Source organism: Ferrigenium kumadai, assembly GCF_018324385.1.
In the GTDB taxonomy this organism is placed as follows: Bacteria; Pseudomonadota; Gammaproteobacteria; order Burkholderiales; family Gallionellaceae; genus Gallionella; species Gallionella kumadai.
In genome coordinates this window covers 605,070-618,846 of record NZ_AP019536.1, presented here as the reverse complement: position 1 = coordinate 618,846, position 13,777 = coordinate 605,070, and the positions used below count along the sequence as shown (strand labels likewise).

At 60.6% G+C, this 13,777-nt stretch carries 11 protein-coding genes; 3 read left to right on the top strand and 8 right to left on the bottom strand.

The window, feature by feature from the left end; genetic code table 11:
• Positions 1 to 52: 52 nt before the first annotated feature.
• The 4 genes from FGKAn22_RS02910 to FGKAn22_RS02895 form a co-directional block, all read right to left on the bottom strand.
• Positions 53 to 2,422 carry a phosphoketolase family protein gene (locus FGKAn22_RS02910; protein ID WP_212786491.1) on the bottom strand — a complete coding sequence of 790 codons (2,370 nt, stop codon included), beginning with the start codon at positions 2,420 to 2,422 and terminating at the stop codon, positions 53 to 55.
• Positions 2,423 to 2,554: 132 nt separating this feature from the next.
• A complete protein-coding gene (locus tag FGKAn22_RS02905; RefSeq protein WP_212786490.1) occupies positions 2,555 to 3,139 on the bottom strand; it encodes a superoxide dismutase in 585 nt (194 codons plus the stop codon).
• Positions 3,140 to 3,250: 111 nt separating this feature from the next.
• Positions 3,251 to 3,715 carry a ferritin-like domain-containing protein gene (locus FGKAn22_RS02900; protein WP_212786489.1) on the bottom strand — a complete coding sequence of 155 codons (465 nt, stop codon included), beginning with the start codon at positions 3,713 to 3,715 and terminating at the stop codon, positions 3,251 to 3,253.
• A gap of 96 nt (positions 3,716 to 3,811) precedes the next feature.
• A complete protein-coding gene (locus FGKAn22_RS02895) occupies positions 3,812 to 4,876 on the bottom strand; it encodes a PA0069 family radical SAM protein (protein ID WP_246487443.1) in 1,065 nt (354 codons plus the stop codon).
• An 84-nt stretch (positions 4,877 to 4,960) separates the two neighbouring features.
• On the opposite strand from FGKAn22_RS02895, the gene FGKAn22_RS02890 reads away from it, so the two are divergent.
• Together FGKAn22_RS02890 and FGKAn22_RS02885 are read left to right on the top strand one after the other, a co-directional pair.
• The gene (locus FGKAn22_RS02890) at positions 4,961 to 5,569 is read left to right on the top strand and encodes an alpha/beta fold hydrolase (protein ID WP_212786488.1); all 609 of its coding nucleotides are present in this window, start codon (positions 4,961 to 4,963) and stop codon (positions 5,567 to 5,569) included.
• A gap of 178 nt (positions 5,570 to 5,747) precedes the next feature.
• On the top strand, positions 5,748 to 6,248 hold the full coding sequence (locus tag FGKAn22_RS02885) for a DUF2242 domain-containing protein (protein WP_212786487.1): 501 nt from the start codon (positions 5,748 to 5,750) through the stop codon (positions 6,246 to 6,248).
• A 124-nt stretch (positions 6,249 to 6,372) separates the two neighbouring features.
• Here FGKAn22_RS02885 and FGKAn22_RS02880 read toward each other — a convergent pair whose 3' ends face one another.
• Positions 6,373 to 6,720, bottom strand: a complete 348-nt coding sequence (locus tag FGKAn22_RS02880; protein ID WP_212786486.1) for a winged helix-turn-helix transcriptional regulator — start codon at positions 6,718 to 6,720, stop codon at positions 6,373 to 6,375.
• Positions 6,721 to 6,830: 110 nt separating this feature from the next.
• Here FGKAn22_RS02880 and FGKAn22_RS02875 point away from each other — a divergent pair, with 110 nt between their 5' ends.
• The gene (locus FGKAn22_RS02875; RefSeq protein WP_212786485.1) at positions 6,831 to 7,487 is read left to right on the top strand and encodes a nitroreductase family protein; all 657 of its coding nucleotides are present in this window, start codon (positions 6,831 to 6,833) and stop codon (positions 7,485 to 7,487) included.
• A gap of 49 nt (positions 7,488 to 7,536) precedes the next feature.
• Here FGKAn22_RS02875 and FGKAn22_RS02870 read toward each other — a convergent pair whose 3' ends face one another.
• The 3 genes from FGKAn22_RS02870 to fdxA are packed head-to-tail and all read right to left on the bottom strand — an operon-like array spanning position 7,537 to position 13,729.
• Entirely contained in the window at positions 7,537 to 10,803 is a 3,267-nt protein-coding gene (locus FGKAn22_RS02870; RefSeq protein WP_212786484.1) for a UvrD-helicase domain-containing protein, read from the bottom strand.
• The gene (locus FGKAn22_RS02865) at positions 10,800 to 13,448 is read right to left on the bottom strand and encodes a PD-(D/E)XK nuclease family protein (protein WP_212786483.1); all 2,649 of its coding nucleotides are present in this window, start codon (positions 13,446 to 13,448) and stop codon (positions 10,800 to 10,802) included. The genes FGKAn22_RS02870 and FGKAn22_RS02865 overlap by 4 nt, the downstream gene beginning before the upstream one ends.
• A complete protein-coding gene (fdxA, locus tag FGKAn22_RS02860) occupies positions 13,406 to 13,729 on the bottom strand; it encodes a ferredoxin FdxA (protein WP_212786482.1) in 324 nt (107 codons plus the stop codon). The genes FGKAn22_RS02865 and fdxA overlap by 43 nt, the downstream gene beginning before the upstream one ends.
• Positions 13,730 to 13,777: the final 48 nt, after the last annotated feature.

Here is a 13,777-nt window from a genome sequence, read left to right as displayed (position 1 = left end):
GATACGGGAGATCTGCCGGGCGGACTGAATCCTGTATCCCGTATCCTGACTCCTAATACGGCCAGACCCACGCGTCCTCCTCAGGCAGGTCCACGCCGTGCTCGTAGGCATAGTTGCGGCATTCGATCTGCCTGTTCAGCATCTTTTCCTTCACGTGCGCACCGGCCACGTGGAGGACGGGAATGCGATCGATCACGTCGATGACCAGGCTAAAGCGGTCGATCTGGTTCTGGATCGCCAGCTCCAGCGGAGTGTTGATGCTGCCCTTTTCCTTGTAGCCGCGCACATGCATGTTCTTGTGGTTAGTGCGGCGGTAGGCCAAGCGGTGGATCAGCCAAGGGTAACCGTGGAAGTTGAACATGACCTGTTTGTCGAGCGTGAACAGGCTGTCGAAATCGCGGTCGGAAAGGCCGTGCGGATGCTCGCTGGATGGCGCGAGCTTGTAAAGGTCGACCACGTTGATGAACCGTATCTTCAGATCGGGGAAGTGTTCGCGCAGCAGCACGGTCGCCGCCAGCGCTTCCTTGGTCGGGATATCGCCCGCGCTGGCCATCACCACATCGGGTTCGCCTCCCTGGTCGTTGCTCGCCCAGTCCCAGATGCCGATGCCCTTGGTGCAGTGCTTGATGGCCGCATCCATGTCGAGGTACTGCAGGTGTTTCTGCTTGTCGCAGACGATCACGTTGATGTAATCGGTGCTCTGCAGGCAATGGTCGGCCACGGACAGCAAGCAGTTCGCATCCGGCGGCAGGTAGATGCGCGTCACCGCCGGGCTCTTGTTCACCGCCACGTCGAGGAAGCCGGGGTCCTGATGGGTGAAGCCGTTGTGGTCCTGGCGCCACACGGTAGAGGTGATGAGCAGGTTGAGCGAAGAGACCTCGGCGCGCCAGTGCACGTCCCTGGACATCGCGAGCCACTTGGCATGCTGATTGAACATCGAGTCGATCACATGCACGAAGGCCTCGTAGGTGGAAAAGAAACCGTGCCGCCCGGTGAGCAGGTAGCCCTCGAGCCAGCCTTCCAGCGTATGCTCGGAAAGCATCTCCATCACGCGGCCGTCAGGCGACAGTTCGCCGCCGCCAGCGTCCTCCGGCAGCATGTCGGCCATCCAGGTCTTCCTGCTGGCCTCATACACATTGTCGAGCTTGTTCGACGAGGTCTCGTCCGGACCGAATACGCGGAAGTTGTCTGCGTTTTCGCGCAGGATGTCGCGCAGGAAACGTCCGAGGGGTCGCGTGTTCTCTGCCAGGGAAGTCCCCGGTTTTTCCACCCCGACCGCATATTGCTGACGGTCCGGCATGCGCAACGCCTTGCGCAACAAACCGCCGTTGGCATGAGGATTGGCGCTCATGCGCCGGATACCTTTCGGGACCAGCGCCTTCAACTCGGGGCGCAGCCTTCCCTTCTCGTCGAACAGTTCATGAGGGTGGTAGCTGTTCAGCCACTCGTTCAGCAGCGCGAAATGCTCCGGCGTCTTGACGTCACTGATCGGCACCTGGTGCGCACGCCAGAATCCCTCGACCTTCTTGCCATCCACTTCGCTTGGGCCCGTCCACCCCTTGGGCGAACGCAGCACGATCATCGGCCAGCGCGGGCGCACCGGCTTGCCGCTCGCGCGCGCCTTCTGCTGGATGCGGCGGATGTCCAGCACGCATCGCTCCATCACTTCCGCCATCTTCGCGTGCATTTCCAGCGGCTCGCTGCCTTCGACGAAATAAGGCGTCCAGCCGTAGCCCCTGAACAGGTCTTCCAGTTCCTCGTGGGAGATGCGCGAGAGAATGGTGGGATTGTTGATCTTGTAGCCGTTGAGATGCAGGATAGGCAGCACCGCGCCGTCGCGCACCGGATTGAGGAACTTGTTCGAATGCCAGGAAGTGGCGAGCGGCGCCGTCTCGGCTTCGCCGTCGCCGACCATCACGGTGACGATCAGCTCGGGATTGTCGTAGGCCGCTCCAAACGCGTGCGAAATGCTGTAGCCGAGCTCGCCGCCCTCGTGGATCGAGCCCGGCATCTCGGGCGTGCAGTGGCTGCCGATACCGCCGGGGAAAGAGAACTCCTTGAAGAATCGGCGCATGCCATCTTCGTCCTCACCCTTGTTGGTGTAGACCTCGCTGTACGTTCCTTCCAGATACATCGGCGCCAGCACGCCGGGCGCGCCATGCCCGGGACCGGCCATGAAGATCGCATCCAGGTCGTATTTCACGATCAGCCGGCTCATGTGAATGTAGGCGAATGCCAGGCCCGGGCTCGAGCCCCAGTGACCGAGCAGGCGGCGCTTGATGTGCTCCGGCTTGAGCGGTTCGCGCAACAGCGGATTGTCGCGCAGATAGATCATCCCGGCGGCCAGGTAGTTGCAGGCGCGCCACCAGGCATTGAGCGATTGGATTTCCGCATCGGAAATCGCCGGTGTCTCGTTGTTCATTTTTATGTCCCCGGAAACGATTCGTTGCATATCCGCCGCCACGCGGCATGGGCATATTCTGCCCCAGTTCAGACCGCCTCCGGCAAAAAAAATCCCGGGGCCAGCCCGGGATTTTTGGGGTACAGAAATTCGTTACGCGAAGCTCTTCGCCACGAAATCCCAGTTCACCAGATTGTTGAGGAAGGTCTCGACGAACTTGGGGCGCAGATTGCGATAGTCGATGTAGTAGGCGTGCTCCCACACGTCCACGCACAGCAGCGCCTTGTCGCCGGTGGTCAGCGGAGTGCCCGCCGCGCCCATGTTGACGATGTCCACGCTGCCGTCGGCCTTCTTCACCAGCCAGGTCCAGCCGGAACCGAAGTTGCCCACGGCGGAAGTCTGGAACGCCTTTTTGAATTCGTCGAAACTGCCCCACTTCTTGTTGATCGCGTCGGCCAGCGCGCCGGTCGGGGCGCCGCCGCCGTTCGGCTTCATGCAGTTCCAGAAGAAGGTATGGTTCCACACCTGCGCGGAGTTGTTGTAGATGCCGCCGGCGAGCGACTTCTTGATGATGGTTTCGAGGTCGAGGTTCTCGTACTCGGTGCCCTTGATCAGGTTGTTCAGGTTGGTCACATAAGCCTGATGGTGCTTGCCATAGTGGTATTCGAAGGTTTCCTGGGACATGTGCGGCTGCAGTGCGTCCATCGCATAGGGCAGCTTCGGTAAGGTGTGCTCCATTGTTTTTCTCCTTGTTTATATGCTCGATTGGTAAGGGGGAATGGCAAGGCCATTGGGCTGAAATATACCACAGTATTTGGCTCAACTATTAGCCCCACAATGTCCCGACACTCACGCCGGGCGCGACGTAAAGGACGCCACCTCGCCCGGCAGACGCAGCATCTTGTCCACCGCGCAGGCGTGCATCTCCTCGGTCAGGATCATTTCGCGGGCGAATTCCTCCAGAGCGATGTGGCGCCCTTCCACCAGTACGAGCAACTGTTTGTACAAGGCCTGCGCCGCGCCCTCGACTTCCAGCGAATCGCGCAGGATGACGCCGACGTCGGATTTAGGTACGTCCAGCAAGGGACCGATGCCCAGCGAAGGATACGCACCGAGGTTGGTGATCCATTCGCCCACCTTGTGCGCGTGCGTCAGCGACTCATCGGCCTGTTCGCGCAGCCACGAGATGATCGGGATGCGACTGTAACCGAACACCAGGAAGGAATAATGGGTGTAACGCACCACGCCGGCCAGCTCCGCTTCCAGCAGCCGGTTCAGCACGCCGACGACTTCTTCGGTATCGATTCCTGCCATCTTGCCACCTCAGGATAATCACGGAAACGCCGGTTGCGTTCCATTCAGCGGGCAAGCCTATGCCCGGCCCCATGTAGGGTCAATAAGCAAAAAACCTTAGAACAGCTGCATTTGCCCGCCCCGCACGGGCGGTTTGAAGTGCGAGGTGTTGAGCGCCGTATCCTCGAGGTTCAAACCCAGCCGCTCGCATGCCATGTGGAAACGTTTGGACAGCAGATCCGAGAACAGGCCGTTGCCTCGGAAGCGCGAGCCGAACTCAGAATCATTCTCCTTGCCACCGCGCATCTCGCGCAGCCGGTTCATCACATGCTCCGCCTTCAGCGGGTAATGAACGGAGAGCCAGTCCTTGAACAAATCCTTCAGCTCGTAGGGCAGTCGCAGCAGTTGATACCCCGCCGCCCGTGCGCCATGCTCATGTGCGGCCTGCAGGATGTTCTCCAGTTCGGCATCGGTGAGGAAGGGAATCACCGGCGCCGCCATCACCCCGCAAGGCACGCCCGCCTCATTCAGCCGCTGAATGGCTTGCAGCCTGCGGCGCGGCGAAGAAGCGCGGGGCTCCAGCTTGCGCGCGATCTCCGAGTCCAGCGTGGTGACCGAGATGAACACCTGCACTAGGTCGTCTTGTGCCAGTTGCGCCAACAGGTCGATGTCGCGCTCGACCAGTGCCGACTTGGTGATGATGGAGGCCGGATGCTTGCACTCAGCCAGCACCTCCAGAATCTGTCGAACGATCTTCAACTCGCGCTCGATGGGCTGGTAGGAATCCGTGTTAACGCCCAGCGCGATGGGCGAACAATGATAGGAAGGCTTCGCCAGTTCCGCACGCAGCAGCTTAGCCGCATCCGGCTTGGCGAACAGTTTCGTCTCGAAATCCAGGCCAGGCGAAAGATTCAGGTAACCATGCGAAGGCCGCGCGTAGCAATAGATGCAGCCGTGCTCGCAGCCTCGATAAGCGTTCAGCGAATAATCGAATGGCAGATCGGGCGAGGCTTGTCGTTGGAGGATACTTTTCGCTTTCTCGACTGTGACCGTGGTCCTGAGCGGCGGCAATTCTTCGTCCGCCGTGCCCCATCCGTCGTCGATTCGCTCGCGCGCCGCAATCTCGAAACGCCCATCGATCTGCAGCGTCGCGCCGCGGCCTTTTGCTACTTCATGTTTCACTGCTGTAATCCTGATAACGTTGCGCGCATTCCGGAGAATATTTACAGTAGCCGCTCGCCCCCCTCTACTCCAGCGATCGGAACCATGACTGCGCCATCCCAAATACTCTTTCTCCCCGGAGCATCTGCACGAACCGAGTTCTGGCAACCGGTCTCCAACCTGCTCACCCATCCCGCAAACAAGGTCCTCATGAGCTGGCCCGGCTTCGGCCCCGTGCCGCCCGATCCGGAGATCAACGGCATCGGTGACCTCGTCACCAGGGTGGTGTCCGAAATCGACCAGCCCACCGCCCTTGTCGCCCAATCCATGGGCGGTGTCGTCGCCATACTGGCGGCGCTTGAACGTCCCGAGCTCGTGACCCATCTGGTGCTTTGCGTCACCTCCGGCGGCATCGACACATTGGCCTTGGGCGCACAGGACTGGCGGCCTGACATGCTCCAGGCCAACCCGTCTTATCCCCACTGGTTCGTTGATTACAAGACGGACCTTTCGCCGAGGCTCGCCGCCATTACGGTTCCGGTCCTGCTCCTGTGGGGGGATGCAGACCCAATCAGCCCGCTCGCGGTCGGGATCCGTCTTTTCGAACTCCTGCCCCGATCCGACCTGCATGTCATACCGGGCGGCCATCACGATCTGGCCTACACGCACGCAACCATCGTTGCTCCGCTCATCGACAGACATCTCGACACGTAAGAGAGGCGCAGGAAGAACAGAACGTTCGTTCTGTTTGAACTATATGGGCAGAGGAAGGTATTGTCAAACCGGCGTCGTCAGGTAACCCTTCCGTCAAGAAAACCTCGATTCCAGCGATAGTGGAAGACAGGGTTTCTCCCTTTCAGCCATCCATTTGGTCCCTAGATTGGAGGGAAAAATGAAACGCTACAGTCTGTTTTTGGTAGCGATATTACTGTCGCTTACCGCATGCGGAGGTCCCCGCACCTATGCGGGGAAAGAGGATTTCCAGGCCGACCCGCGTCATCGCCGGGATTTTTCCGCCATGGCTGCCCCCGTATGCGACGCAGCCCGCCGCGTCTTGCAGGGGGATGGCTACATCGTGGAGAAGAGCATCGATCAGGACCTCATCGGCACCAAGGAGTTTCCGATCGAAGACGAGCGTCACGCGATATTGCGTCTTTACGTCACCTGCAGCCAACGCACCGGCGGTTCCACCCTGTTCGTGACCGCCACGGAAGAGCATTTCGACGTCAAGGCCAGCAGCGAGAGCACCTCAATCGGCGTGCCGCTGACACCCCTTTCCATCAGCAGCAAGCGCGAGATCGACACTACGGTGAAAACGCGCGGCGAAACGATAACGAACAGGAGGTTCTATGAGCGTTTCTATGAGGCCGTACAGAGGGAACTGGGACGCTAGCCTCAAACATCAATGAGAGCGCGGGACGAGGCGGCAACCCCTGCTATGCAAACAACAGCCCGCGTAAGACAGCAAAACAAGCCATCGTGCCGGGAACGAGTAAAGGCACTCGGCAAACCCGCAATCATGCCCCGAACCGGTTTTGCGAAAGTTTCTCCAAATACTGTCCGCCCCATTTTTCAAGTTCAGCCAGTATGGGCTGGAGTGTTCGGCCGAATTCGGTCAAATTGTATTCGACTCGCGGAGGCACCTCGGCATAGACGGTGCGCCGCACGATGCCGTCTTGTTCCAGTTCGCGCAACTGTTTGGTCAGGACTCTTTGCGTGACGGATGGCATCAACCTGTGCAGTTCGTTAAAGCGTTTGGTCGAACCGAGGTGATAAAGAATCACTCCTTTCCATTTTCCGCCAATGGCCTCAATTGCCGCTTCGACAGCGCAGCCGAAGCTACAACGGTAGTCCGCATGTTTCATTGAAAACTCCCATTAGTATACTTTTGGTAAGTATGGCACAGCTTGGTGCGTACTTGTCTAATTGGAATCTACAGCCATAATCGCCACCTCATTCACAAAAAGGAACAGCAATGACGCACCCCATCATTCAGGATTTGCAGTGGCGCTATACCACCAAGAAATACGACAAGACAAGGAAAGTGCCGCAGGCAGACCTCGATGTCCTGTTCGAGGCGATGCGCCTATCCCCTTCTTCGATCAACTCGCAGCCATGGAGATTTGTCATCCTCGAAACGGACGAGGCCAAGGAACGCATGAACCGCACCTTTGCCAACAAGTTTCAATTCAACCAGCCGCATGTTTTCGATTGTTCGCACATCATTCTTTTTGCGCACAACCCGCGCTACTCGCGGGCGAACTACGGCGAAGTCATCGACTGCGCCATCGCGGACGGCCGTACCAAACCCGAAGCGCGGGAAAGCGCGTTCGGTTCATTCATGTTCGCCGAACTCAATACAGACGAAACCGGGGACACGAGTGCCTGGACAAAAGCGCAAACCTATCTGGCGCTCGGCAACACCCTGCATGTGCTGGCGAGGCTCAAGATCGATTCCACGACGATGGAAGGGATCGATACCGAACTCGTCAACAAAGAGTTTGAAAAAGAGCTGGACGGTTATCGCTGCCAAGTCGCCCTGGCAATCGGCTATCACCACCCGCAGGAAGATCACAATGCCAAGTTGCCAAAGTCGCGGCGAAAGCTGGAGAGCACTTTGGTGCAGGTGTGAAAGGTAACCGCACTATGCTGTCGTGCCGGATGCTCTGGCATCCGGCGAATTACACTACCTCGCTCAGCACGCCATCCGCAAACACCAGCGCACAGCGCACCGTCTTGCCCGAATACACCGATTGCATCGCCGCCCGGTATTCCTGCATCTGTGCGCGGTAACGCGATGCGTCTTCGCTATCACCCAGCTTGTAATCGAGCACCCACACTTCGTCATCGAATTCCACCAGACGGTCGATCCGTTTCAGCTCGCCCTGCGCGTTGATATAGGGCATCTCGTTACAGGCGCTGCGGTGTTGTTGCGCATCGAAGAAGCGTAAGAGCTGGGGCGCAGCAAGCAGCTGCTGTGCCTGTTGCCAGAGGGATTCCATCTCGGCGGCGGAAATGCCGAGGCGTCGCCGGAGTTCGCCCCCGTCCGCCGCGCCCTCGGTCAGGTGCTGCAGCAATGCGTGCAGCCAGATGCCGCGCTGCTGTTGCACGGTGTTGCGGGCCGCGCGTTTGCCGGTGGAGACGACGGCCGGCAACGCCACTGTCTTTTCACCACGCTGTGTCTTCGTTTCCGAGACGGACACTGCCTTGTGCAACGGATTCGGCTGTTCGCTCACCACTGCCGCGATGCGGTCGTACCATGTCATCGATTTGTTTTCTTTACTTCCCTTGTTGCCGCTGACGATCAACGCCTGTTGGGCGCGGGTCATAGCGACGTAGAGCAGGTTCATCTCCTCGCGTGCCTGCTGGGCGGCATCCTGCTCGAACAGCGGCACGCGCTTCCTGCCGCGCGAGGCCTGATCGGCATACAGGGAGAAGTGCAGCGGCTGCGGCTCGTGGGTAGGCCAGTCGAGCAGCACGTCGTTGCCTTCCTTGTTCTTCTTTTCGACATTCGTATCCAGCAGCCAGACGATGGGGGCTTCCAGCCCTTTCGATTCGTGAACGGTGTAGATGCGCACGGCATCGCCCGCCGTGCCCAGCTTGCCTTCGTCCGGCGAGTCGTCCGTGCTGTCGCGCAATTCACGCAGTTCCTGCAGGAAGCGCGGCAGGCTGGGATAACGCCCGGCATCCACGGAGAGCGCGATCTCCATTAAGGCGTGCAGGTTGGCGACGACCTTGGCGCGCATCTCGGGTGGCAGCACGGCGGTGTAGCGCGCCAGCACGTCGCCCTCGAAATAGATGCGGTCGAGCAGGTCGTGTACCGGAAGCTTGTCGGCGAGCGCGAGCCAGCGTTGCAGCAGTTCGGCGGCACGTTGCAATGCGGGCGACGGGTCGGCGAGATGCTGCAGGCGTGACCACCATGACGGGGATACGGGATACGGGATACAGGATTCAGGAGAACCCTCTGCCCCCACTGTATCCCGTATCCTGTATACCGATAGCTGCATCAGGTCCGCGTCGCTGCACGCGAAGACCGGTGCGCGCAGCACCTGTGCGAGAGAGAGATCGGCGAAGGGAGTGATGAGGAACATCAATAGCGCCTGCACGTCCTCCGCTTCCAGCGTATCGAGCAGGCCGCCGCGCCGCGAACTGATGAAGGGGATGTGCTTCGCGCGCAAGGCTTCTTCGTAAATTGCGAGGTGAGTGCGGCTGCGCACCAGCACCATGATGTCGCCGTAGGTCGCGCGGCGCTCTTCGCCGCCCTCACTGACCGACCAGTCGCTGACGATGGTTTTCAGCAGCTCGGCTAATTGCCCGGCCTCTCTGTGGCGCGCACCTTCCTCAATTTCCTCTCTCGGCGTGGTCAGCGGGTCGCGCAAGGCTAGCGGCGCGTCCCCTGCCTCTTCTTCCTTGCTCGATTCGGCGATTGCCAGCGGCAACACCGCCACGTGACCTGGCAAGTCCCGCTGATGCGTCTGGTGCTCGACGAATTCGAAGCCGTCCGGCTGCGAGCGGAACACGGCATTCACCACATCGACGACAGGCTGCGAGTTTCGGCGCGTCATGCTGTTGCCTAGCATCTCGGCGGCAAAATGCTCTTGCAGATATTCGCGCGCCACACCGAACAGCCGCGCATCTGCACGGCGAAAACGGTAGATGGATTGTTTGGGGTCGCCGACGACGAACACGGTGGGCTGCGAGTCCACCGCCACTGCCGCATCGAACCATGCTCGCAATATTTGCCATTGCAGCGGATTGGTGTCCTGGAACTCGTCCAGCAGTACATGGCGGTATCGACTGTCGAGCTTGTACTGCATGGTCTCGGCGTGTTCGCTCTGCTGCAGCAACCGGCACAGCTGCCATTCCAGGTCGGAGAAATCCATCTGCTGCTTTTGCGTCTTCAATGCCTGATAACGCTCCAGGAACGCGACGCCGCAATGCAGCACCGCTTCGTTCAGGCGGTAGGCTTGCTGTTCGGCGAGTGTGTAGCGAACCTCCTGCAAGCTGTCCTGCAACGTTGCCAGGGTAGCAAGGAAATCTGTCTCGTTCTGCTTCTTGGTAGGCGCAATCGGCTTGCCAACTCTCGGCTCGTTTTTCTGAGTGAACAATAACGGCCATAGCCTTCCAAATCGTGATTCAGGCGCCGAGTCGGTCCAGGCGCGTTCCATCTCACTCGCTTTGTTCTTCTGAGCATCAGTACCGTTGTCCACCAGCTGCCGTATGAAGGCGAACAACAACTCCTCGGTGTTGCCGCACATACCCCAATCCGCGACCGGATCGAACTCCATGTCCACGGCGAGGTCGGCGCGCAGGTTGTCCAGCGCGAAGCTCAGCGCATCATCCTGTCCTTGGGTGTAAGCCCACCACTCCGCGCGCTTGCCGAGGAAGTTGAATAGCAGCTTGCGCGTGGTGAACAGGCCACAATCTTCGAACAGCCATTGCATGTGCTGCGCTTCAGCCCCCTCAGGCTGCTTGCGCATCTGCTCCAGCATCTCTTCCCAGGCCTCTTCCTGCTCGCTGCCTGCGCGCTCCAGCAATGACATTCCCTGCATCACGTTGGCGTTCAGCGGCGCGCGCTGCATGACCTGCATGAACCAGCCGTGGAAGGTGCTGATGGTGATGCCGGGCTGCGCGAGCAGCACGCTGCTGTACAGGCTGCGGGCGCGTTGCAGTTGCGCATCGCTCAGGTTTTCCACGCCGCGTTCGGCGAAGAACTTGCGTACGAAATCTTCGTCGCCCATCGCCAGGTCGCGCAGCCAGAGTTGCAAACGCGCCTGCATCTCCTGCGCCGCCTTGCGCGTGAAGGTGATGGCAAGGATCTGCGAAGGCTGCGCACCGTCCAGCAGCAAGCGGACTATGCGCGATACCAGCAGCCAAGTCTTTCCGCTGCCCGCGCAAGCCTCTACGACGATGCTGCGCCTGGGGTCGAGGGCGATATGGTTGGTCATTGCCACTCTCCCTTGCGACACACGCCACGCATCTCGCAATGGGTACATACCGCATCGATGCCGTTCGCCGGCAAGCCTGCCCCGCCGCGGATACGCCCCATCACCTGCTCCAGACGCTCGGCATTGAGCTGCGCCAGCAACGGCACATCCTGTTTGGGTTCCACCAGTTTCACCTTGCCGTTCTCGATGCTGACGAAGGCGGCATCCGCTGCTTCATGCGCGTAGGCATAGCAGGCGAGCTGCACGTCCTCGCCCGGTTCGCGCAGCTTGTTGCGCAACGCCTGCTCGCTCTGTGTCTTGTAATCCAGCACGAGTTTTTCTTCTGCCCTGACATCCAGCCGGTCGATGCGGCCGCGCAGGCGCACGCCTTCTAGCTGCCAGTCGAATTTGCTCTCCGCCTCGGCATAGCGCCAGCCTTCGGCTTCGTTCTCCGTCTGCCATTCCAGATAGGCAGGCAGCGACTGGAACCAGCGCGCCAGCCAGGCGCGCGCGGCGAAGTCCTGTCGCAGCAGGTCGGCGAACACCTCTTCGCTTATCCGGCGCAAGGCGACTTCCATCTCTTCGACGTTGTGCCCGCACACTTGCGGATAGCGTTCGTGGAAACGCTGTAGGACGTCGTGCACGCGCTCGCCGTAATCGCGTTTCTCGATGCCTTCCTGCACTTCGTCCAGCTCATTCAGGTGCAGGATGTGCCGGGCATAGAATTGATAGGGACAGGCCACCATACTGTTGTAGCCACTGATGGATACGCCCTGCGGCACAGCCTCAGACGCCACGCTCGGCGCGGGCTGTACGGCTTGCGGCAGTTCAACCTTGCGCGCATCTTCCGCCGCGAGGTACGCATGCAATTCGCTCTCGCTCAGGTCGTCGCCGTAAGTCAGCGTGTGCAGGTCGCGCAGCATCTCCAGATAAGGGCTGAGCAAGCCCTCTTCACCATTTTTATCCTTCTGCCAGGTGACCAGCACGCAGTCGTTCAATGCGAGCAGTGCCAGCAGGTCGTCGCACTGACGCGCGGCATGCATGCCGCGTGTGGGCAGGTTCAGGCTGCTGCGCACGCTGTCGTTGAACCAGCGCCCTCCGTCCGCCACGCTGGGCAAGTGGTCGGCATCGCAGCCAAGCAGGACCACCGCATCAAAGGCGCGCCAGCGCGTCGCCGCAAGATGGGTGAAGCGCACCGTGCTGTCGATGCTGCTGTCACGGTAGGTCTGCGTGTCCAGTTGCTGCGCCAGCCAGCGCCGCCACTCGGAGAAACGGTAACGCCCTTCGTCGCCCTCCAGTTCCTGCTGCCAACCCTCCAGCGCGCGCAGCAATTGCTGGCCTGCATCGTCCTGTTGCAAGCCGGTGTCGATGCCCAGCACGCGCAGGCTCTCGATCAACGCGGCCAGCCATTCTCCCAGACCTTGCTTCTTGCCCTGCTCCAGCAGGATCGCAGCCTGGCGCAGGCGTGCCAGCGGCCGATGCAGGTCCGTTTCGTGTTCGGCGAGGGCGATGAACTTCTCCAGACCGGAGACTATTCCGTGCTTGCGCAGCAGTTGCTCCAGCTGATACACCGCCGACTTGCGCTCACCGGCCGCCATGTCGGCAAAGATATAGGGAGACTTGAGCAGGTCGAGCAGGTCGTGGTGGTAGAAATCGCTTTGCAGCGCCGTGAACCAGCGGTCCAGCACGGCGCTCACCGACAGCGTGGCGAAGGTCCAGCCGGTCTCATCCGCCACCAGCACCTCGGCACGCTCCAATAGAGCTCGCATCCGCCGCGCCACCACGCGGTCCTGCGCGACGATGGCGATGTCGCGCTTGCCCTCTTGAAGCCAGCGGCGCACCTGCATCGTGGCGGCACGCGCTTCCTGTTCCAGGCTGGTGGCGGCAAAGAAGCGCAGCCTGTCGCCGAACGGCGGGGTAGACAGGGTATTCAGGGGGATAGTTTGGTCGCGCAACAGGCCGCTCCATCGGGTTTCCATCTCCCGCAGATCGAACACTGTCACCTCGGCGCGTTCCGCATATTGGTCGAGGAAACGCTGCTCCAGTGCGGTCCAGTCGGACGTGCGCAGCACATACAGCGGCTTGTCGGCCTGCTGCGCCAGTTTCGCCAGGCGTTGCTGGTAAGCGCGCGCGGCATCCGCTTCGCCGCCGGCCTGCATCGCGTACCACAGCTCGAACACCAGCCGCGCCTCGAATTGCAGCGTGCTGTTCTGCCGCGCGTTGTATGCCTGCTGCACCGCAGCGGCGAATGCGTCCGCATCGGAAGGCAAGGTGCTGAGCGAATGGGTCAGTTCGTCGAACAGGACCAGCAGTTCCTGCGCCAGGCTCCACAGGTCTGCCTGCCCGAACCATCGGCGCGACTGCAAAGCCTGGTACAGCAAGGCGAGGCGTCGGCTTTCCGGCACGAAGTCCGCCGTGAGGCTGCTCGCCCAGTTGTTGAGCGTCACCATCTGCGGCAACAGCAGCGCGGGCACTTGCGCCTCGCGCATCAGCGCCTGCGCCAGCGGTTGGGCGGTATGGAATCCGGGAAGGAGGATGACGATGCCGCGCAGATCGGGCAGCGCGGCGGCTTGCGCCGTCAGGATATGACGGGCGACCCGGTCGAAATAGGGTTGTGCGGCGTTCAACGTTCCAGCAGGCGCAGCTTGTCCTTCACGTTGCGCCATTCGTCGGCATCGGCCGGGGCGTCCTTCTTTTCGACGATGGGTTTCCACAGCTTGGCCAGTTCGGCGTTCAGCGCGATGAAGTGGCGCTGGTCCTCCGGCAGGTCGTCCTCGGCATAGATGGCCTCCGCCGGGCATTCGGCCACGCACAGGGTGCAATCGATGCACTCGTCCGGGTCGATCACCAGGAAATTGGGGCCCTCGCGGAAGCAATCCACCGGGCAGACGTCCACGCAATCGGTGTATTTACACTTGATACAGGCTTCGGCAACGATATAAGCCATGGCAGTCACTCCAGAAAAGGTCGATTTATTCTAACAGAGAGGGGCGGA